Origin of the sequence: Tenacibaculum halocynthiae (assembly GCF_964512825.1) — a bacterium.
GTDB classification, from domain to species: Bacteria; Bacteroidota; Bacteroidia; order Flavobacteriales; family Flavobacteriaceae; genus Polaribacter; species Polaribacter halocynthiae.
Window position 1 is genome coordinate 222579 of sequence record NZ_CAZELG010000028.1, and the last position, 22509, is coordinate 245087.

The window sequence follows — 22509 nt, forward strand, 5'->3', positions numbered from 1 at the left end:
TTACGTTGTATAAACAAATAATCAATTTACAATTGTAAATTACTTGATAAAGGTTAACGTAAAAGTTGTTTTACCCACAGCTGATGAAAATTGAATAATTCCGTTGTGAGACTCTATAATACTTTTACTTAAAGTAAGTCCAATACCAGATCCATCTTTGCGTGTTGTAAAATATGGAACAAATATATTATCTTTAATTTCTGAAGAAATACCAATACCATTATCAACTATTGACAAATGTGTACGCATATTATCACCAAAAATTGAAATAGTTATTTTAGGAAGTTTAATATTCTCAAAAGCATATAAACAGTTTGATAGTAAATTAACAATAACCTGTTCTATTTGTTTTTTATCTGCATTAATTATAAACTCAGATTTAATTGAGAATTCAACTTCAATATTCTTTAATATAAACTCTTGATTAAAAAGTTGTATAGTGTTTTTAACAAGTTCAGTTAAATTAAATTTTTCTTTTTGAGGTAAAGGTAATTCTGCTAATTTTCTGTAAGTATCAACAAAAGATGTTAAATGCTTTGAACGTCTATTTATAATTTCTAATCCTTGAGATAGTTCATCAATAGTATCTGCATCAGGAGAGTCTTCTTGCAATAGAGATCCTAAATTTTCTGCTAAACTACTAATAGGAGTAATCGTATTAATAATTTCATGAGACATTACGTTCATTAATTTATACCAAGCTTCTTTTTCTTTTTTGTCAATTAATTGTTGAATAGTTTCTAAAGAAACAATTAAATATTCATATTCATTTGTTTGAGTAACTGATGTTTTTAAGAAAAAAGTTTCTTTTTCTTCGTTAATAGTTAAAACTACTGTATGTCTATGTTGTTTCCAGTCTGAAATATGAGTTAGAAGTTTTCCTAATTTACTTTTTAATAAACTCCATTTATAAAATTTGGGGATTCTTAGAAATTTACTAAAGGTAGTATTTAACTGAAAGACTTCAATAGAATCATGTTTATCTTTTCTTAAAATAAGTATACCAATATTTAAACTTTCAATTATATTAGTAAGTATAAGTTGCTCTGAAGTTTTTTGAATATTCTGTTTTCTATGTTTTTCTAATAATAATGCAGTTTTATTGTACAATGAATTTTTTCTTTTCTCTTTAGATATAGAATTTGAATAATCATCATATAATAAACAATCTATAGATTTTTCAACATCTGAAAATATTTTATTCAGATAATTAAGAAATAAAAAAAACTGAAAAAATAGCAACAAAGTAAAACCTATGGTATTAATGATGTATCCTTTTGTATAACTGCTAAAAATAATAACGCCATTAAAAATTAATAAAGCAATCCTTATACTAATTTGATAATATTGAGGTCTTCCCATTGTTTTATAATTGATGTTTTTCTAAACGCCTATATAAAGCAGCTCTTGTTAGTCCTAATTCTTTGGCTGCTCTTGAAATATTTCCTTGATGTTTTTGTAAGGCCTGTTGTATTAAGAGCTTTTCTGTTTCTTCTAAATTTAAGTTATCAGTTAAAGAATTTGTTGCCTTTTTTGTTGAAAAATGTAAATCTTCTAACTGAATTTTAGTGTTATCAGTAATAATAATAGCTCTTTCAATGATATGCTCAATCTCTCTAATATTACCTGGCCAATGATATTGGTTAAGTGCATTTAGTGCTTCTTTAGAAAAACCTTGAATTTTCTTTCGATATTTTTGATTTAATTTTTGTAAAAAGTGAGTGGTTAATAACTCTACATCTTCTTTTCTATCCCTAAGTGGCGGTAAGTTTAATTCTATTGTATTTATTCTAAATAATAAGTCTTGTCTAAAAGTTTGTTTATCAACCATTTCATGTACTGGAGCATTTGTAGCGCAAATAATTCGTACATCAATAGCACGTTCTTTTCCTTCGCCTAAACGAGTTATTTTTCTGTTTTGAACAACAGTTAGTAATTTTGACTGTAAATGCATTGGTAAATTACCAATCTCATCTAAAAAGATAGTACCTCCTTTTGCCAATTCAAAACGACCAATAGAGTCTTTATTAGCATCAGTAAATGCACCCTTTACATAACCAAATAACTCACTTTCAAATAAGTTTTCATTTAAAGATCCTAAATCTACATGGATAAAAGGATGATTTTTACGAGTAGATTGAAGATGTATTTCTTTAGCAAACACATATTTTCCTGTTCCATTTTCTCCTAATATTAAAATATTGGCATCAGTAGGAGCTACTTTTTGAACTAGCTTTATAGCAGATTGCATTGCAGGAGAATTTCCTATAATATGTTCTGTTTGTTTATGAAAATCTTTATCGTTTTGTTTTTGAACTGTTTGTAATTGTGTTGTTTTCCTCTTTGAGCGAGCTAATTCAACACCTGCATTTACAACACCATATAGTTTTTCAGTATTCCAAGGTTTTAAAATAAAATCAGTAGCACCTTTTTTAATAGCATCCACAGCTAAGTTTACACTACCAAAAGCTGTCATTAAAATAACTGTTGTTTCAGGACTTAACTCTTTAATGTGTTGCAACCAATACAGCCCTTCTTTACCATCTTCAAAACCTATTCTGTAATTCATATCTAATAAAACAACATCCACAGTAGAAGTCGTTAAATGATTACTTATTTTTTTAGGATTGTTCTCTTTTATAATTTCAGAAAAATATTTTTTTAAACTAATTCTTGCTGAAAATAAAATATCATCATCATCGTCAACAATTAGTATAGTTGCATCTTTTTTTCTCATGTTACATAATTACGTATTTGAATGATTATGAACAAATAAATGTTCGATTATGAACATGTTATTTTCAAATGTAAATATAAGTTCTTGATTTATAATTAATTATAAAGTTGTTTTCTACTGGCATATTTCTGGCATAATCTATATCAAACGACTTAAATTATGGATAAGCAAATACAAACGAAAAATAAAAAAACAAAAAAAATGTTACTTTGGGGATTACCATTAGTATTATTAGCAGGAATTACATTTATGAATGTAACCCGTAAAAATCAAGTCAACTTAAAAAGAGATTCATTAAGTATAAGAAAAGTTACTAAAGGAGATTTTGAAGATGTACTTTTATTTAATAGTACAATTGAACCTAAAACGTCTGTTTTAATTAATGTAATTCAAGGAGGTTCAGTTTCTGAAATTTTTGTTGAAAGCGGACAAATGATTAAAAAAGGAACACCTCTTTTAAAAGTGTATAATCCAAATGCTGAATTAAACTATTTGACCCAAGAGACAGCAATCGTTGAACAAATTAATAATTTGAGAAACATTAGAGTTAATATAACCAATCAGCAATTAAATTTAGATCAGCAATTATTGAGAATTAATAATGATTTTAAAAATGCGAAACGACAATATAGTTTAGATACCACATTATATAAAAAAGGAGTAGTAGCAAAAAATGAATACCAAAAGTCGGTTCAAGAATATACTTTTCAAAAAGAACGAAGTGGAGTAATAAAGAAGAGTGTAGGAGAAGAGAAAAAAAATAGAGGCATTCAATTGGCAAGAATCAATTCTTCAATTGCTAACATGCAAAAAAGTTTAAATTTACTTAGAAAAAATAAAGAAAATTTTATTGTTAAAGCTCCAGTTGATGGCTTCTTATCTTCATTTAACCCTATTTTAGGAGAGAGTTATACACAAGGACAGTTTGTTGGAAAGGTAGATGTACTAAATGGTTATAAATTAGTAGCTAAAGTAGATGAATATTATATATCAAAACTTAATGAAGGAGTTAAAGGAAATGTTAGTGTTAATAAAGTAACGTATGCTATTAAATTAGCAAAAATTTATTCTGAAGTAGTTAATGGAAGATTTACTGTTGAATTAAAATTTGAAAAAGACTCGTTAACCAATGATTTAAAAAGAGGAATGTCTTTAAAAAGTAAATTATTCCTTTCAAATAATAGTAAAGCTTTATTAATATCTAAAGGTCAATTTTATCAAAACACAAACGGTAAATGGGCTTTTGTTTTGAGTTCAGATAATAAAGCTGTAAAAAGAAAAATTACAATAGGAAGAGAAAATCCTTTTTATTATGAAGTTTTAGGAGGTTTAAAAGAAGGAGATAGAATAATTACATCTAGTTATGATGCTTTTAAAGATGTAGAAGAGGTTAATATTCAGTAGTACTTATTATTAGGTATTGATAGTTAGTTAAAAAGACAATAAAAAATTAAAAAATATATTATGATTAAAATAACAGATTTAGTAAAAGTATACAGAACTGAAGAAGTAGAAACAACTGCTTTAAATAAATTAAGTTTAGAGGTTAAAGAAGGAGAATTTGTTTCTATAATGGGAGCTTCAGGTTGTGGAAAATCTACTTTATTAAATATAATTGGACTATTAGATGCACCTGATGATGGGAGCTATGTATTTGATACTACTGAGGTAGCTAATTTTAATGAAAGAGAAAGAGCTGGGTTACGAAAAGCAAATATTGGTTTCATTTTTCAGAATTTTAATTTAATAGATGAATTAACAGTATATGAAAATGTAGAATTGCCATTGATTTATAATAAAGTAAAAGCATCAGAAAGAAAAAAACGTGTCAATGAAATTTTAGAAAGAATTGGTATTGCCCATAGAACAAAACACTTTCCATTACAACTATCAGGAGGGCAACAACAAAGAGTAGCAGTTGCTAGAGCTTTAGTAACAAACCCAAAATTAATTTTAGCTGATGAACCAACGGGTAATTTAGATAGTAAAAGCGGAAATGATGTAATGGAATTATTAACTGAATTACATGCTTCAGGAGCTACTATAATTATGGTAACACATTCTTCTTATGATGCACAATTTTCAACAAGAATAATCACTTTGAAAGATGGTGAGATTATTTCTCAAAAAGTAAATGAGCATAAAGTAGATGTTTTAGTACAGTAGTTTAACCTTTTGAAAATCAATTTAAAATGAAAAAAATAAACATACTTATATTAATAATAATTGTTCTTTTTACTTCTTGTAAAAAAGAACAAGAATCAACTCAAAATACTGAGCAAAATTTTTTAAATACTGCAATAGAGAGTTATTTAAAAGATCAAAAAAAAATCCATGAAATTCCTGGTTTTGCACTAGCAGTTATAAAAAATAATAAAACAATTTACAAAGGATACTTTGGAGTTGAAAATATAGAAACGAATAAAAAAGTTGATGCATCAACAATTTTCCCTGTGTTTTCTGTTACTAAGTTAATTGCAGCAACAACCATTTTTAAATTAATAGAAGAAGGGAAATTGACTTTAGAAGATACTATAGGACAGTATATAGACGATTTACCTTTAACATGGCAAAGTGTTACTATAGCAAACTTATTAACTCATTCTTCTGGTTTACCTGATTTCTTTTCTAATAATAAAGAACTTACTGATAACGACATGTTTTCATTGATAAAACAAAAAGAATTACTATTTACTCAAGGAAATGAATGGAAATATACTCAAACGAATTATTGGTTTTTAGCAAAAATAATACATAAAGTTACCAGTGTTCCTTTTGATTCTTATGTGTTAAACACTCAATTTGAAAATGCAAAAAATCCTGTTTTCTTTTCAATGGATTTTAAAAATCGTGTGAACAATCGTGTACTGGAGTATATGTATAATAATGAAACGAATCAACAAGAGGCTGATGAAGTTTTGTTTAAAGGAAAAAGGGGAGATGCAGCTGGCGGATTAAATATTAGTTTAGATGATTTTATTTTATGGAATCAAAATTTTGACAAGAACTCTATCATAGCCCCTACTACAAAAGAAAAAATGTGGCAGCCTTTTAAATATAATAATCCTGAAGATGAGTTTTTACATGGTTGGGGACTTTATAATTTAAATAATACTGATTCTTATGGATTTACAGGTGGACTTAAAACTGGTTTTAGAAAATTTATTAAAAATGATATGACAATTATATTCTTATCTAACGGATTTAAATATTATCCAACTCATAATATTATAATTGATCATATAGCAGGAATGGTAGATGAGAATTTATTGGATAAAGGTTCTTTGATTAATGAAAAACTATCTAATACATTTTTAAAAGAAACTACAGAAAAGGCAATACTTGAGTTTAAAAAGATTAAAACAGCAAATCCAAATACAAATTTAGAAAGTGCTTTAAATCGTATTGGATATGTTTTTTTAAGAAGCAATAGTTTAGAAAAAGCAATTACAGTTTTTAAATTAAATACCCAAGAATATCCAACATCTGGAAATGTATTTGATAGTTTAGGAGAAGCGTATTTTGTTTCTGAAATGTACAAGCTATCTAAAGAAAATTACAAGAAGTCATTAGTATTAGATCCAAAGAATGAAAATGCTAAAATGATGTTAGAAAAAATAGAAAAATTAACTGCTAAAAACTAAAATTATGTTACAAACGTGGTTTAAAATATTCTTTAGAAATCAACAAAAAAACTGGTTAAACATTTTAATAAATGTATCTGGACTAACATTAGGTTTAGCAGGGTTATTAATTATTTTGTTATACTTAAATGAAGAAAATAGTTACAATCAATGGAACCCAAATAAAAACAACATTTACAGAGTAAATGTAAAGCATAGAGCAAACGGAACTTGGCATGTTGCAACTGCAGGACAATATCACTTGTATAAAAGTGATATTCCTGAAGTAGAAGAAACATTAATGATTGATAATGATTATAGAAGTAGAGTTGTTATTCACGAAAATTTAAATGAATTCACAAAAAAGGTTGTATATACAGAACCTCAGTTCTTTAGTTTTTTTCCTTTTGATATATTGAAAGGAAGCACACAAAAATTTGAAGAAAGCAGAAGACATTTAGCACTTTCAGAAGCTTTTGCAAAACGTCTTTTTAAAGAAGGTAGTGCAATTGGAAAAATTGTTAAAATTGGAGAGATTGATTATACAATAACTACAATTTTTAAAGTACAAGGTAATTCACATGTAGAACCAGATATGATTGTTCCTTTTGAAGAACCTTATGAAGTAAATTGGGGAAATCATAACAATGAAGTTTTTTGTAAAATAAAGGAAAATACGGATTTGGTAGCCTTGAAAGAAAAAATGGATACTATTTTAATAGAAAAAGCATACACAAAAGAAGCAGAAGAAGGAGGTGTTTCTTTAGAAGTTTATGAAGAACGTTTTGGCTTTAGAGAGGTTGTATTAGATCAATTAGATACTATTTATTTACACAATACAGCTAAACGTGCTGGTCCAAGTGGAACAGGAAACTATCAATTATTGGTAATTTTATTAGGCTTATCTATTTTACTAATTATTATTTCTTGTGTGAATTTTATTAACTTATCTATTGCAACAGCAACACAAAGATCAAAAGAAATAGGTGTAAAGAAAACATTAGGTTCTTCAAAAAAACAATTGATGCTTCAATATGTTTTAGAAATTATTTTCCAAGGTATAATATCATATATTTTATCATTAATTCTTGTAGAACTAGTATTACCATACTTTAATGAGTTTGTTGGAAAAGATATTTCAATACTTCAAATGTCTACTATAGGTATGCTGTTTTTAGTTATGTTTTTAGTGTCTTTGTTAGTTGGAATTATTCCAGCAATTTACATTGCCAATTTTAAAGCTGTAGAAGTATTAAAAGGAAATGTGTCTAAAACCAAAAGAGGAAATTTAGCACGTAATATAATGTTAGGAATACAGTTTTTAATTTCTGGTTTTTTTATCATCAGTATTTTTGTAATCAATTACCAAATACAGTTTATGATAAATAAAGATTTAGGTTTTTCTAAAGAATCTACTTTATCCGTAGATGTTTATAATATAGGTGACGGTCAGTTCAAGAAATATAAATTAGCTAAAGATGTACTTTCTAAAAATGAAAACATTATTGATATAAGTACTAGTATGTTTATTCCTGGTGAAGGATTTGTAAACGGAACAGATTTTAGATATACAGAAAAAAATATTAGCTTTAATAGTGCTTCTAATTTGGTAGATTTAAATTATATAGACTTTGCAAAAATTAAAGTATTAAAAGGAAGAGGGTTTTCTGAAAAATTTGCTTCAGATACTATTACAGGAATTGTTATTAATGAAACTGTGGCAAAAAGAATGGGAGTTTATAATGATCCAATAGGTAAAAAAGTAAGAATAGGTTGGATGAATGATGATCGAGCAGATTTAGAGGTAATTGGTATGATACAAGATTATCATTTTGATGGTTTTGACACAGAAATATCACCAATGTTTATGGTTTCTTGGCAAACCTTTGAGTTTACCAGAAATTGGTTACCATCAATTCAGTTTAAAGTTAGAACTGATAATATTGATAAAACAATTGCAGAAATAGAGTCGTTTTGGCGAGCAAACGTTGATACAAAGTATCCGTTTAATTATGAATTTTTAGATCAGAAATTTGCTAAAACGTACGAAAAATATAAAAAACAGCAAACCATGTTTTTAATATTATCAATTATCGTAGTAATTATAGCTCTATTAGGTCTTTTTGCTTTAGCAACACTAACAATACAACAACGCTTAAAAGAAGTAGCAATACGTAAAACCTTAGGAGCATCAGTAAAAGAAATTATGTTTCAGCTAATAAAAAACTTCCTTAAAATAACAGTTGTAGCTTCTTTATTTCTTATTCCTTTTGCATATTATTTTATGCAAAATTGGTTAGGTAATTTTGCTTACAAGATAGATATGCCTTTATTACCTTATTTAATTACACCTATTATATTAGTAACTTTAGTTTTTATAGTTGTAGGTTTAAAAGCATACAACGCTACAAAAGTAGATTTAATAAAATATTTAAAATTCGAGTAAAATGAAAAAAATGTATTTAAAATCAATATTTACTATACTAACGTTAGTGGTATTATTAGGTTACAACACTAAAATTAATGCTCAAGATAAAGTGATTACAGTAGAAGAATTTGATAAAGTACTTATTAGTCCTCATATTCAAGTTACTTTTAAAGAAGGAAAGAAAGAATCAATATATATTCAAGAAAATAAAGAACGTAAAGGAATATTAAATATAAAAGTTAAAAACAAAAAACTTCATTTATATTTAGAAGGCGCAAAAATTTCTTCACCAACAAAAAAAATGAAGGTAAATGGATATTTTCAAAAAGTACCTATATATAAAGGTACAATTGTAAAAGCTGTTATAACCTACAAAAAAGTTTCCGATTTTTCTTTTAGGGGAGAACAGAGATTTATTTTTAAAAGTGATTTAATTCAAAAAGAATGTAATTTTAACATAAAAGGAGAATCAGAGGTTATTATTAATTCAGTTGAACTGGAAAGATTAAAATTGGCCATATACGGAGAAAGTTTTATAAATATTAAAAAAGGAATTGTAAAAAAACAAAAAATAACTGCTTATGGAGCCAGTAAAGTTGTTGCTAATGAAATTAAGTCCAATGAAGTAAAAATAACTGCTTATGGAGATGGTACTTATCAACTTAGTGCTTCTGAAAAAATAAAAGTGACTTCTTATGGAGAAGCTACTATAACATACAAAGGAAAAGCAAAGCTTAAAAAAGGTATAATAATAGGTGAATCAACAATAGAAAATATAAATTAATAAATAATTATTTAACCAATAGAGGCTATTTAAAAATAGCCTCTATTTTATTTTAAAATTAAAATTAAAAAAAGTTGTAAATTGTACGCCTTTTTTAATTTAACAACTATGAAAAATATATGCGGTTTAGATTTTGGTACATCTAATACTATTAGTACAGTTTATAAAGATAATAGAACTATTATGGTTCCTTTTGAAGGAATTAATAAATCCTTACCAAGCTGTGTGTTTTTTCCTTTTGAAGAAATCGAAAAACCTATTTATGGAAATTTAGCTACCGATACATATGTGAATAATGGTTATGGTAGGTATATGAAAAGTTTTAAGAGAATATTAGGTACGTCATTTTTTGAAAAAGGAACAAACTTAAAACCTGGAACTAATATTTTTTTTCACGATATTATTGTTGACTATCTAAAGTATATTAAAAATAAAACAGAAGAATTTACAGGTAGAGAAACTGATTATGTAGTTGTAGGAAAACCTGTTCGTTTATCTGAAGAAAATAATGAGTCCAATTCAGGAATATCTCAATTAGAATCAATTTTAAAACATGTAGGTTATAAAAATTATTCTTTTCTAGAAGAACCAATAGCTGCTGCATATTATCATAAAAAAAGATTGAAAGATAATTCACTAGCTATCGTAGCAGATTTGGGAGGAGGAACGTGTGATTTTACGGTGGTTGAAGTTAATGGCAAAAAAAAGGATTTAAATATTTTATCTACATCAGGAGTATCTTTAGGTGGAACAGATATTGATAGTCATTTTGCTTTAAAAGCATTCTTTCCTGAACTTGGTTATAAAAGCCCTGATAAGTTTAAAGGTTTAATATTACCAGATACACCTTTTAGGTATGCATCTGATTGGAATAAAATAACAACATCATTATATACATTAAAAACGGAGCTTTTAGTAAAAAAAATGGTAAATAATGCTAAGTACAAAGAAAAAATAATTCAGCTTCAAAAATTAATAAATGATAAAAATGCACACTCGTTACTTGATCAGATAGAAGCTACAAAAATAAAATTATCAGAAAAATCTAGTATAGCTTTTAATAGTAAATTCATGCCTAATTCGATGAATTTAACCATAACTAAAAATATATTAGAAAATTCAATTGAAAATATTGTTAGTAAAATTCTAAATACATCTAATCATTGTTGTGTTAAGGCTGGAGTAAAAAAAGTAGCCATTGATTATCTTATTTTAACTGGAGGAACTAGTAAAATGCCTTTAATAAAAAAGTTATTCAAAGAAACTTTTTTTAATGCTCAATTAATAGAAAAAAATTCGATGGATTCAGTTGCTTTGGGCTTGTTAGAAAAAGCAAAAAAAGACTTAGATATAATTTAATTTATTAGTAATTCTTTTAACATTACTTTTTGTAAAAAGAATTAGTAAAGTATTTTAAATTTTGAGTAAATTCTTAGGTTAAAAAAGTATAATTTTGTTTTAGGTTTTCTTTGGCATTTTAATTGCTTATAGAAGTCATCTAAACTATACTTTTATGAAAAAAACGATACTATTATTACTTTTTTGCTCAATTATGATAGCATGTAGTAGTGTTAAATCTACTCAAGAAGCAATAAATAAAGGTAATTATGATAAAGCAATTAATTTATCTTTAAAAAAGTTAACAAGTAATAAAAACAAAGAAAAATATCAACCTTATGTTTTTATGCTACAAGAAGCATTTAAAAAAGTTTCTGAAAGAGAATTGTCTAAAATAGATTTTTTAAGAAAAGAAGAAAACCCTGAAAATTTAGAAAGAATTTATAATTTATATCTTTCTTTAAATAATAGACAAGAAAGAATAAAGCCTTTATTGCCTTTAAAAAATTTATCAAAAGGTAGAAACGCTATTTTTAGTCTTAATGATTATAATAATGATATAATAAACGCAAAAAACGATCTTTCGGAATATTTATATAGTAAATCTAAAGCAGTATTCTCATCAAAAAACAAACAAGATTATAGAAGAGTATATGAAGATCTTGAGTATTTAGATAAAATTAGCCCTAACTATAAAGATGTTAGACAGCTTCAAGAAGAAGCTCATAATATTGGAACTGATTTTGTTTTGGTATCATTAGAAAATAAAACAGATAAAGTTATTCCTAAAAGACTAGAAGAAGATTTACTAAATTTTGACACTTATGGTTTAAATGATTTTTGGACTATTTACCATAGTAAAGAAAGTAACAGAGTTAATTATGATTTTACTTTGAAACTTGTTTTTAGAGATATAAGGATATCTCCTGAGCAAGTACATGAAAAGGAAATAATTAAAGAAAAAAGAATTAAAGACGGATTTAAATACTTGTTAGATTCGAGTGGAAACCAAGTAAAAGATAGTTTAGGGAATAAAATAAAAGTAGATAAATTTATAAAAGCTAATTGTCACTTTTATCAGTTTACTCAGTCAAAATCGGCACAAGTAGTTGGTATGGTTCAATATTTTGATAATTATTCAAAACAACGAATTCAAAATTTTCCTTTAGAAAGTGAATTTATTTTTGAACATAGATATGCAACATACAGAGGAGATAAAAGAGCTTTAGGTAGAAGTTATTTAGATTTATTGTCATTGAGAGCTGTTAATTTTCCAAGTAATGAACAGATGGTTTATGATGTAGGAAGAGACGTAAAAGAGAAACTAAAATATATAATTACTAGAAATAAGTTTAGGAAATAAATTTAAAAGCGCAAATACTAATTAGTATTTGCGCTTTTAAATTTTACTTTTAAGTTTTCAGGATGAACTGTAAAAGCAAAGTTTTCTTGTATATCAGTAGGCTTTCCTTCTAAGTTAATATCAAATTGTTTACAAATACTAGAAATAGCAGTAGTCATTTCTATTAAAGATAAATGCATTCCAGGGCAAAGTCTTGAACCACCACCAAAAGCTTTAACAGTTTTTGGTGTATGATTTTGATAAGGACATTCAGATTTAATCCATCTGTTAGGTGAAAAACTTTCAGGATTAGTAAAATTCTCTTCTTGCATTGAAGTAAAACTATTTTGTAGAATGATGCTAGTGTCTTTAGCAATGGACAAATTGTTTATAATAACATCTTTATTTGCTTGGAAAAATAATATAGGAGTTGTTGGTTTTAACCTTATAGCTTCTTGAATTACTGCATTTGTATATTTTAGTGAAGCAATTTGATCATAATTTTCAGGTGTTGAAGAATTATATACGCTATTAGCTTCATCTCTAATTTTTTGAACAAATTCAGGGTGTTGACCTAAATAGAACAAAGTCCATGCTAAGGTATTAGAAGTAGTATCTTCTCCAGCTAAAAGCAATGCTATTACATTACCATACAATGTTTTTTCATCAAAAACGGTATCTTCTTTTTCACTTTCAATTAATAAGGCTTCTAAAAAATTTGATGGATTATCACGTAATTCTTGATTGTTTTTTAATCTATTCTTTGCATCCTTAATAAAGTCGTAAATAATTTTTTCAATTGATTTAAGTGAACTTTTAAGTTGTTTATCTTTTTTAGAAGGGAAAAATCGCCATATAGGAAAAGGAGCTGTTATTCTATCATTTATCATTGGAAAAATAAGTTCTAAATGATTTTGAAAACTATCTTTCTTATTATTAATTGTATTTAATTTATATCCAAAAGCTATTTCAGTAGTAACATCAATAGTAAAAGCTATGAAATCATTTAAAATTTCAATGGATTGATTTGATGTTGTGTATGTATTTATTTTAGAAAGTAAATTCTGTGTTTTTTCTTGAATAATAGGGTAGTAGCCTTTAACTTTTTTTACATTTAAGGCTTCTGTAACTGGCTTACGTTGTTTTTTCCAATGCTCACCTTCAGCATTAAAAACTGTATGAAACCCCATTTCAACAAAAACTTCATCAATTTTAGAAAGACGTCTGAAGTTTTCAGGTCTCTGTTTTAAAACGGTATTATTAACTTCTAAATCAGCAGAGACAAGAACTTTTAGGGGACCTAATTTTATAGTGTAAAGATTACCAAAATCTTTTGCCCATTTTTCTAAAATTCTGTGCTTATTTTTTTTCTTAAAGTCTTTTAAGTTACCTAATAAAAAACTCCCTTTAGGCGTTTTTAAATCATTCAAAGTAGTAATTGACTTGTTAGTTGTTGCCATAATTTATATTAAAAACTAGTACAATATACTATAAAGAAGAGGATGAATACAATTTTTTAAATTTAAATAGAATAAATCATTAAATTCGTTATGAAATTAAAAATGTAAATAGGTATTATATTTTAATAGCTGTAGATAGTGATTAAAAAGAAAAGATGAGAAAGTATTTTTTTTAAACTAAAAAAAGGCACATATAAATGTACCCTTTTCAATCTTTTTAATACCATTAATCTAACCCTTCTAAAAGATTAATATCTATTAATAAACAAAAGTATTACGATTTAGTCTTAGACTATGTAACATTTGTTACATAAGTACGATAATTAACAATTATTTATGTTTTCTTTAACGAATTGCTTTTTTTTTTTAAAAACTAAAATATTCTTATTTAAGAAAATAGAATTGTTTTTACTAATTGAATAGTATAATACAGTGAGCGGAAAGTGTAAGTAAAATAAAAGCCTTTTGAAATTTCAAAAGGCTTTTATTTTAGAGATATATTATTTTTGGTTTTCAATCCATTTTCTAGCATTTACAAATGCTTCTAGCCATGGAGATACTTCATCTTGCCTATTATCAGGATAATTAGCCCAATTCCATTGGAATGTAGAGCGTTCAATATGAGGCATTGTTACCAAGTGTCGTCCAGTTTTATCACACATCATTGCTGTATTATAGTCGGAACCATTAGGATTATTAGGATATCCTTCATATCCGTATTTTGCTACAATATGATAGTTTTCTTCAGCTTCAGGTAAATTGAATTTACCTTCACCATGAGAAATCCATACACCAAGTTCTGACCCTACTAAAGAAGATAGCATCACAGAATTATTTTCTTGAATTTTTACAGAAGTAAATGAACTTTCGTGTTTTTTTGAATCATTATGAATCAATTTACCATGTACTTTATGATCAGGGTTAATTAAATCTAACTCCATCCATAATTGAGCTCCATTACAAATACCAACAGATAAAGTATCTTTTCTACTAAAGAAGTTCTTTAAAGCTGTATTTGCTTTTTCATTATATAAAAATGCTCCAGCCCATCCTTTAGCAGAACCTAAAACATCTGAATTTGAGAAACCACCAACTGCACCTATAAATTGAATACCTTCAAGGTTTTCACGACCAGAAATTAAATCGGTCATATGAATATCTTTAACATCAAAACCTGCTAAATACATAGCATTTGCCATTTCACGTTCAGAGTTAGATCCTTTTTCACGTATAATAGCAGCTATAGGTTTTCTTGTTGTACTATTTTTTAAATCAACAACATCTTCAAGTTTGCCTGTAAAATGTTTAGGGAAAGTGTATTGTAATGGTTGATTTTTATAGTTGTCAAAACGGTTTTTAGCTAAGCCATTAGCAGTTTGCTTATTATCTAATAAATATGATGTTTTATACCAAGTATCTCTTAATTCAGAAATAGATAGAGCAAAAACATCAGTTCCATTTTTAATATTTAATCTATCAGACTCAGTTACTGAACCAATATTAAAGAACTCTATATTATTTTCAGCTAATACTTTTTCTACAGAAGAGTCAATAGATTGAAATACGATACCTGAATTTTCAGAAAATAAAAGTTTAATACTATCAGTTTCGTTTAAAGATGATACATCTAAATTAGCTCCAATATTAACATTTGCAAAACACAATTCTAACAATGTAGTTATTAAACCACCAGATGCTACATCATGACCTGCAACAATTTTGCCTTCTTTAATTAAATTTTGAATAACATTAAATGAAGATTTAAAGAATTCATTATTAGTAATAGTAGGAGTGGAGTTCCCTATTTTATTAACAACTTGAGCAAATGAACTACCCCCTAATTTAAAAGAGTCTTGAGATAAGTTAATATAGTAAATATTTCCTTTGTTTGGTTTTAAAACAGGTTCAACTACTTTACTAATATCATTACAATTTGCACCTGCAGAAATTACAACTGTACCTGGAGAAATTACTTCTTCATTAGGGTATTTCTGTTTCATTGATAAAGAATCTTTCCCAGTAGGAACATTAATACCTAAATCAATAGAAAATTCAGAAATTGCTTTTACAGCTTTATATAAACGAGCATCTTCACCTTCATTTTTACAAGGCCACATCCAGTTTGCAGATAATGAAACAGATTGTAAGCCGTCTTTAAGTGGAGCCCAAACTATATTTGTTAAAGCTTCAGCTATTGAATTTTTACTTCCAGCTTCTGGATTTATTAGCCCAGAAATAGGAGAATGACCTATAGAAGTTGCTACTCCTTCTTTACCTTTATAATCTAAGGCCATTACACCAACATTGTTTAAAGGGATTTGCAAAGAACCAACACATTGTTGCTTAGCTACTTTACCACCAACACAACGGTCTACTTTGTTAGTTAACCAATCTTTACAGGCTACAGCTTCTAATTGTAAAACTTGAGTTAAATAAGATTGGAAATTTTCTTTTGAATAATTTAATTCTTCATAATTACGAATAATGGTTTTATCATTCATAATTGTTTTAGGAGAACTACCAAACATGTCTTCTAAAGCTAAATCCATTGGTTTATTACCATTAGTTTTAGATTCAAAAGTAAAACGATCATTACCAGTAACATCACCAACTGTATACATTGGAGAACGTTCGCGATCGGCTATTTTATTTAATGTCTCTATATGTTTTTCAGAAATAACTAATCCCATACGTTCTTGAGACTCATTACCAATAATTTCTTTATTTGATAAGGTAGGGTCACCAACAGGAAGTTTATCTAAATCTATCTTACCTCCAGTATCTTCCACTAATTCAGATAAACAATTTAAATGCCCACCAGCACCATGATCGTGAATTGATACAATAAAGTTCTCATCACTCTCAACCATTCCACGAACAGCATTTGCTGCACGTTTTTGCATTTCAGGATTAGAACGTTGTACGGCGTTTAATTCTATTCCTGAAGCAAATTCACCAGTATCAGCAGAAGAAACAGCTGCTCCTCCCATACCTATACGGTAATTTTCACCACCAAGAATAACTATTTTATCACCTTCTTTAGGAGTGTCTTTTAATGCTTGCTCATTTTTTCCATATCCAATACCTCCAGCTTGCATAATAACTTTATCAAACCCTAATTTTCGAGCTTCTTCTTCATGTTCGAAAGTTAATACTGAACCACAAATTAATGGTTGTCCAAATTTATTTCCAAAGTCAGAAGCACCATTAGATGCTTTGATTAAAATATCCATTGGAGTTTGATATAACCATTTACGCTCATCCATTGCTTGCTCCCATGGACGATTTTCTTCTAAACGAGAATAAGAAGTCATATAAACAGCAGTTCCTGCTAAAGGTAAAGATCCTTTTCCTCCGGCTAATCTATCTCTAATTTCACCACCAGCTCCGGTTGCAGCGCCGTTAAATGGCTCAACAGTAGTAGGGAAGTTATGAGTTTCAGCTTTTAATGAAATTACAGAATCGAATTCTGATGTTTCATAAAAATCTGGTTTGTCAGCACTTTTAGGAGCGAATTGTTCAACTTTAGGCCCTTTTACAAATGCTACATTATCTTTATATGCTGAAACAATGTCATTAGGATGTTGCTTTGATGTTTCTTTAATTAACTTAAATAAAGAAGTAGGCATCTCTTCTCCATCAATAACAAAAGTACCATTGAATATTTTATGACGACAGTGTTCTGAATTTACTTGCGAAAATCCGAAAACCTCAGAATCAGTTAATTTCCTTCCTATTTTAACAGCAACACCTTCTAAGTACTCAACTTCTTCAGAACTTAAAGCTAAACCTTCTTGTTTATTATAGGCATTAATATCTTCGATTTCTATTATTGGTTCTGGTTGAATATCAATAGTAAAGGTTTCTTGATGTAAACCATTAAACTTTTGAGAAATCATAGGGTCAAAATCTGAAAAATCAGGAGAAACAGCTTCAAATTCTTCTATTCTTAATATCCCAGTTATCCCCATATTTTGAGTGATTTCAACAGCATTAGTACTCCAAGGAGTAATCATAGCTGCTCTTGGACCAACAAAAAAGGCGTCAAGAGACGCCGTGTTTATTTTAGATTGGTTGCCAAATAACCAAGTAAGTTTTGAAGTTGTTTCTGTAGTTAATTCTTCTGTTGTTTGAACAGCAAATATTTTACCGTTTACGTTTCCAAAGAAATGAATCATTATCTAGTTGTATTTGTGTGTGTGTTTAAAGGGCGTAAATTTACTTTTTTTAACTGAATTAAGCACATAAAAAAAGCAGTAAAATTTTACTGCTTTAAATCTGTTTTTTCAGGTATTCTATTTCTTTCTATCTTACCTTTTTTAAGGGCTTTATAATTTTCGTAACAATTTAAAACAGCTTCAATTAATTGTAAATCACTTGCTTTTTTTATAAAATACTCAGAATAATCACAGTCAGAAAGTAATTTATTTAACTCTGATCGATCCATCTCTAAGTATTCCATCATTACTTCTCTATCAAATTTCCCAGCTAACATTTTACGTAAGCCATCTTCTTTTTTAAGTTTTTGAAGCTTTTTTAATTGTTTAGGTTTTTTTCCAAATAAATTATAAACTAGATCTACTGGGTTTAATAATTTTGCTAACGGAGAGCTTATTTTTTTAGGACGACCAACTTCATAGGTTTGTGATATTCCATTAATGTGTATTCTTGTAAATTTATCTTTCGGAACTTGTTTAACATCTACTTCTAAAACTCCAATTAGTTTAGTAGATTTTATAACTATTTCTTTTACTTCCTCAGCTTTTTCAGTTAATGAAATAATCACTTCATTCCCTTTTAATAAGTCATTAGTAACTTTTAGCTTTATAGATGAGTACCCTAAAAATGAAACTAAAACAGTGTCATTTGCTTTAGCCGTAAGTTCAAATAAACCTTTTTCATTTGTAATTGTACCAATTACTGTATTAAGATTTAAAATATGTGCGGCACTTAATGATTTTTTCGACTCACTATCTATAATTTGCCCTTTTAGTTTATCGTTAGGAGTATTTTGAGCTATTGCTATAAAGGATAAAAACAATAAGAATAATGTAATAAAATGTCTTTTTTGCATATTGCGAAAATAAGAATAAATGGAGTTTATAACGTTAATAATCTGTGAAATTGAGACGAGTAGCTGTTTTTTTAATTGAAAAACGTCAAGGGACAAAAATAAATCTAAAAAGTAACTGTTTAATTTAAGAAAATTAAATTTAAAAAAGCATTGATTTTAATATAAAAAGACACCAAATAAATTTTGATGTCTTTTTTATTGTGCACGTAACAAGAGTCGAACTTGCACGTTCTTACGAACACAAGCCCCTCAAGCCTGCGCGTCTACCAATTCCGCCATACGTGCTTAAACTAAAAAAGTTAAGCAAATTGCTTAACTTTTTTGTGACCGGGCTGGGGCTCGAACCCAGGACCCTCTCCTTAAAAGGGAGATGCTCTACCAACTGAGCTACCAGGTCATTGTTTGCTTCTGAAAGCGGTTGCAAATATACAATGGTTTTTTAAATCGCAAAACCTTTTTTTAAGTTTTTTTTACAGATATTTGTAACATATTAATTTTCAATAATCATGAGAATATTTTTTTTAGGCTATATGGCTAGTGGAAAGTCTACCATAGGTAAAATAGTGGCAAAAAAGTACAATTTACCCTTTATTGACTTAGATGATTACATAGAAAAAAAAGAAAATAAAACGGTTTCAGAAATATTTCAAAGTAAGGGAGAAATTTATTTTAGAAAAAAAGAAAATGAATACCTCAAAGAATTAGTAGAAGCAGAAGATAACTTTGTGTTGTCATTAGGTGGGGGCACTCCTTGCTATGGAAATAACATGGACTTAATTACAAAATCAAAAAACACTATTTCTTTTTACTTAAGAGCTAGTATAAGTACTATTATTAACAGGCTGAAAAGTGAGAAAGAGCAAAGACCCTTAGTTGCAAACCTTAAAAATGATGATCTTAATGAGTTTGTAGCAAAACATTTATTTGAACGTAGTTATTTTTATAACCAAGCAAAACACACTATAGCTATTGATACTAAAGAAATAGATGAAATATGTAACGAAATCTATAGCTTATTAACTTAAATAAGCTATAGTTTCATTGTCCTTAAATTCAACAACAACATGTTCTTTTATTGAAGTTGATAATGATATTCCTTTAAAATCTGCTTTAACTGGGTATTTTTTATGATTTCTATTAACCAAAACTGCAGTTTTAAATCTTTTAAGTGGAACTTGTAAAAAATGATTTACACCATAAATTAAAGTAGTACCAGAGTTTAAAACATCATCAACTAATACTAATGCTTTATTTTTATATTCATTAGATGTTAAAGAAGTAGTAACTGAATTAATAGGTTTCTTTTTATTAATAGAAACTTCACATAATAAGACTTCAATAGACGAAATTTTTGATAAGGCAGTAGCTAGTTTTTTAGCAAAAAGAAATCCGTTTAGTGTAATTCCGGCAATAACTATTTCTTTTTCATTACTATTACTCTCATATATTTGATAAGCAATTCTTTTTATTTTTTGTTCAATTTGAACATTATTAAGTATAATATTATTTTTTGTTTCCATTTTTTATTTTTTATAAAAACTACTATTATTCATTACCATCGTTATAATCGTCAATATCTCTTCGATCTTTTTTTGTTGGTCGACCAGTGCCTTTTTTTCTATAATAATCTTTAGCGTATTTCAAGAGTTCAGTTTTTTCAAATTCTTCTTTTGGAGTTAAATCTTTACGGTATAAATCAACTAATTTAGCACCAACTCTACTTGGAGGAATGTCTAAAACCTTAATTTTATAGTTAATTTGATTTTTTCTTACCACTATTTCTTCATTTCCAAATATTTCTTTAGATGGTTTTAAATTAGTGCCATCTATTTTTATATGCCCTTTTTTACAAGCATCTGTGGCTATACTACGTGTTTTAAAAAATCTAATACACCACAAATATTTATCAATTCTCATATAAAAAGTTAAAAATTATTAATTCATTTTTTACAAAGGTATAAAAATGGTAAATTGCGCATCAAAATTCTTAAGATTAAATGATAAAAATTAAATATTTTTTTTACATACTTGTAGCTAGTATTGTATTATATTCATGTGGAGATAGTGGTTCTAGTGTTGAAGTCTTTGATCATGCAGCACAGGAGAAGATGGATAATGACACAATAGTAAAGTTTTTGAAAAACAATTATTATAATGTAACTACTGATGCTGTAGAACCTTTAAAATCTGGAGAAACAGCACTTTTTGATGATTCTAAGTTAGTTACAAAAGAAATTAAAGAGAATGATATAAATTATAAATTATATTATTATGTAATTACTGTTGGAGATGGTACTCCTGTTTATAACGGTGCTGGAAATTTACTTAGAAAAAAAGGGTTTCCAACAATCATGGACTCAGTTTACTCTAGATACACAGGGAAAAGAATTTTAAATAGTAAAAGCCTAGGGATTACTTTTGAAAGTGCATCATCGTGGTTTACTTTAGCAGGAGTAATACCAGCATGGACTCATAGTTTTATTCATTTTAAAGGAGGTGAAAATATAACCGTTACCAATGGACCTATTAAATATGGTAGAGGAGGAAAAGGTATCTTGTTTATTCCTTCAGGACTAGCATATAAGAATGTTAGTCGATCAGGAATTTCAGCAAATTCAGTTTTATTATTTTATATTGAATTATGGGATACTGTAGAAAATACTGATCAAGATAATGACACTGTTGCTTCTATTTTTGAAGATCCAGATGGAGATGGAAATCCAAAAAATGATGATACAGATAAGGATGGAATAGCTAATTATTTAGATGTAGATGATGATGGTGATGGTATTTTAACTAAATATGAAGATAAAAATAAGGATGGTGATCCTAGAAATGATTTTAGTGATCCAAATAATCCTACAATACCAGATTATTTAAATAGAAGTATACGATACTCTAAAGAATAAAAAATAAAAAACTCATCTGATTCAGATGAGTTTTTTTTTATGAAAATTTATAATTTTAATAAGTATATTAAGTAGTGATACAGAAAAAATAAACATAAAAGTACATTTATTCGTATATTTGCAAAAGCAGATTCGTAGTTTACCCAAGAAAACAACATTCTTTAGTATTAAAAAGTTAATATATCTTTTTATCAATATCAACTACAAAAGAACTCTAAACTAAGCATTTATAGCTTGTCAAAACAAAATAAATAACTTTAAAAAAGTACTACTTATAGTCTGTTTTTAATGTTGTTTAAACAAATAAGTAGTACAGAAATTTAATTTAAAAATAATAAATGGCAAAATCGCAACAGACATTTAACAAAGCTGAAAAAGAAAAGAAACGTTTAAAAAAACGAGAAGATAAGAGAAAGAAGATGGAAGCTCGAAAAGCTGAAGCTAAGGAGAGTGACAAAAAAGGAATTGAATTTGCCTATGTAGATATTTATGGTAATCTTACAGATACACCACCAGATCCTGCACAAAGGGTTCAAGTTGATGCAGAAAGCATACAAATTAGCATACCTAAAACATTAGATATTGATAAAGAAGATATTGATCCTGTTAGAAAAGGAAAAGTATCATTTTTTGATTCATCTAAAGGTTTTGGATTTATTATAGATTCATTAGATCAGCAAAAATATTTTACGCACGTTAGTGGTTTAATTGATGAAATAACTGAAAATGATAAAGTTTCTTTCGAATTAGAAAAAGGTATGAAAGGAATGAATGCTGTTCGCGTTAAAAAAATATAAGCTCTAAAATTATACAA

At 27.5% G+C, this 22509-nt stretch carries 17 protein-coding genes and 2 tRNA genes; 10 read left to right on the plus strand and 9 right to left on the minus strand.

All coding sequences use genetic code 11. The features are described from left to right. Window positions 1-39 precede the first annotated feature (39 nt). Together ACKTTQ_RS10225 and ACKTTQ_RS10230 are read right to left on the minus strand one after the other, a co-directional pair. Window positions 40-1362 carry a sensor histidine kinase gene (locus tag ACKTTQ_RS10225; RefSeq protein ID WP_093871228.1) on the minus strand — a complete coding sequence of 441 codons (1323 nt, stop codon included), beginning with the start codon at window positions 1360-1362 and terminating at the stop codon, window positions 40-42. A gap of 4 nt (window positions 1363-1366) precedes the next feature. Beyond that, on the minus strand, window positions 1367-2737 hold the full coding sequence (locus ACKTTQ_RS10230; RefSeq protein WP_113787178.1) for a sigma-54-dependent transcriptional regulator: 1371 nt from the start codon (window positions 2735-2737) through the stop codon (window positions 1367-1369). Between the two features lie 159 nt (window positions 2738-2896). On the opposite strand from ACKTTQ_RS10230, the gene ACKTTQ_RS10235 reads away from it, so the two are divergent. The 7 genes from ACKTTQ_RS10235 to ACKTTQ_RS10265 all read left to right on the plus strand — a co-directional run bounded on the left by ACKTTQ_RS10235 (window position 2897) and on the right by ACKTTQ_RS10265 (window position 12273). Continuing rightward, entirely contained in the window at window positions 2897-4141 is a 1245-nt protein-coding gene (locus ACKTTQ_RS10235) for an efflux RND transporter periplasmic adaptor subunit (protein WP_093871226.1), read from the plus strand. 60 nt (window positions 4142-4201) lie between these two features. Then, complete coding sequence (locus ACKTTQ_RS10240) at window positions 4202-4903, plus strand: ABC transporter ATP-binding protein (protein WP_408049132.1); 702 nt, start codon at window positions 4202-4204, stop codon at window positions 4901-4903. Window positions 4904-4929: 26 nt separating this feature from the next. Then, complete coding sequence (locus ACKTTQ_RS10245; RefSeq protein ID WP_408049133.1) at window positions 4930-6381, plus strand: serine hydrolase; 1452 nt, start codon at window positions 4930-4932, stop codon at window positions 6379-6381. Between the two features lie 4 nt (window positions 6382-6385). Then, on the plus strand, window positions 6386-8806 hold the full coding sequence (locus tag ACKTTQ_RS10250; RefSeq protein ID WP_113787174.1) for an ABC transporter permease: 2421 nt from the start codon (window positions 6386-6388) through the stop codon (window positions 8804-8806). 1 nt (window position 8807) lies between these two features. Beyond that, window positions 8808-9572 (plus strand): GIN domain-containing protein, encoded by a 765-nt coding sequence (locus ACKTTQ_RS10255; protein WP_093871222.1) that lies wholly within the window; start codon window positions 8808-8810, stop codon window positions 9570-9572. Window positions 9573-9680: 108 nt separating this feature from the next. Then, window positions 9681-10931 (plus strand): Hsp70 family protein, encoded by a 1251-nt coding sequence (locus ACKTTQ_RS10260; protein ID WP_408049134.1) that lies wholly within the window; start codon window positions 9681-9683, stop codon window positions 10929-10931. Window positions 10932-11085: 154 nt separating this feature from the next. Continuing rightward, window positions 11086-12273 (plus strand): hypothetical protein, encoded by a 1188-nt coding sequence (locus tag ACKTTQ_RS10265; protein WP_093871220.1) that lies wholly within the window; start codon window positions 11086-11088, stop codon window positions 12271-12273. Between the two features lie 17 nt (window positions 12274-12290). Here the strand turns inward: ACKTTQ_RS10265 and ACKTTQ_RS10270 are convergent, their stop codons facing one another. From ACKTTQ_RS10270 to ACKTTQ_RS10290, 5 genes are all read right to left on the minus strand, one after another. Further along, a complete protein-coding gene (locus tag ACKTTQ_RS10270) occupies window positions 12291-13712 on the minus strand; it encodes a cytochrome P450 (RefSeq protein WP_408049135.1) in 1422 nt (473 codons plus the stop codon). A 500-nt stretch (window positions 13713-14212) separates the two neighbouring features. After that, window positions 14213-17890: a phosphoribosylformylglycinamidine synthase gene (purL, locus tag ACKTTQ_RS10275; RefSeq protein WP_408049136.1), complete on the minus strand. Its 3678-nt coding sequence runs from the start codon at window positions 17888-17890 to the stop codon at window positions 14213-14215. A gap of 86 nt (window positions 17891-17976) precedes the next feature. Beyond that, window positions 17977-18786, minus strand: a complete 810-nt coding sequence (locus ACKTTQ_RS10280; RefSeq protein WP_408049137.1) for a carboxypeptidase-like regulatory domain-containing protein — start codon at window positions 18784-18786, stop codon at window positions 17977-17979. Window positions 18787-18987: 201 nt separating this feature from the next. Beyond that, window positions 18988-19071 (minus strand) — tRNA-Leu (locus ACKTTQ_RS10285). Window positions 19072-19110: 39 nt separating this feature from the next. Beyond that, window positions 19111-19183: transfer RNA gene (locus tag ACKTTQ_RS10290), tRNA-Lys, on the minus strand. A gap of 109 nt (window positions 19184-19292) precedes the next feature. Between ACKTTQ_RS10290 and ACKTTQ_RS10295 the strand changes: the two genes are divergently transcribed. Next, complete coding sequence (locus tag ACKTTQ_RS10295) at window positions 19293-19811, plus strand: shikimate kinase (RefSeq protein ID WP_408049138.1); 519 nt, start codon at window positions 19293-19295, stop codon at window positions 19809-19811. Here the strand turns inward: ACKTTQ_RS10295 and ACKTTQ_RS10300 are convergent. Both ACKTTQ_RS10300 and ACKTTQ_RS10305 read right to left on the minus strand, forming a co-directional pair. Next, window positions 19803-20306 (minus strand): phosphoribosyltransferase domain-containing protein, encoded by a 504-nt coding sequence (locus ACKTTQ_RS10300; RefSeq protein WP_093871215.1) that lies wholly within the window; start codon window positions 20304-20306, stop codon window positions 19803-19805. The two genes, ACKTTQ_RS10295 and ACKTTQ_RS10300, sit on opposite strands and share 9 nt — an antisense overlap. 25 nt (window positions 20307-20331) lie before the next feature. After that, entirely contained in the window at window positions 20332-20703 is a 372-nt protein-coding gene (locus ACKTTQ_RS10305) for an RNA-binding S4 domain-containing protein (protein ID WP_408049139.1), read from the minus strand. An 80-nt stretch (window positions 20704-20783) separates the two neighbouring features. Here ACKTTQ_RS10305 and ACKTTQ_RS10310 point away from each other — a divergent pair, with 80 nt between their 5' ends. Together ACKTTQ_RS10310 and ACKTTQ_RS10315 are read left to right on the plus strand one after the other, a co-directional pair. Then, window positions 20784-21695, plus strand: coding sequence for an FKBP-type peptidyl-prolyl cis-trans isomerase (locus tag ACKTTQ_RS10310; protein WP_408049140.1), 912 nt, complete (start codon window positions 20784-20786; stop codon window positions 21693-21695). 338 nt (window positions 21696-22033) lie between these two features. Then, a complete protein-coding gene (locus ACKTTQ_RS10315) occupies window positions 22034-22492 on the plus strand; it encodes a cold-shock protein (RefSeq protein ID WP_093871212.1) in 459 nt (152 codons plus the stop codon). Window positions 22493-22509: the final 17 nt, after the last annotated feature.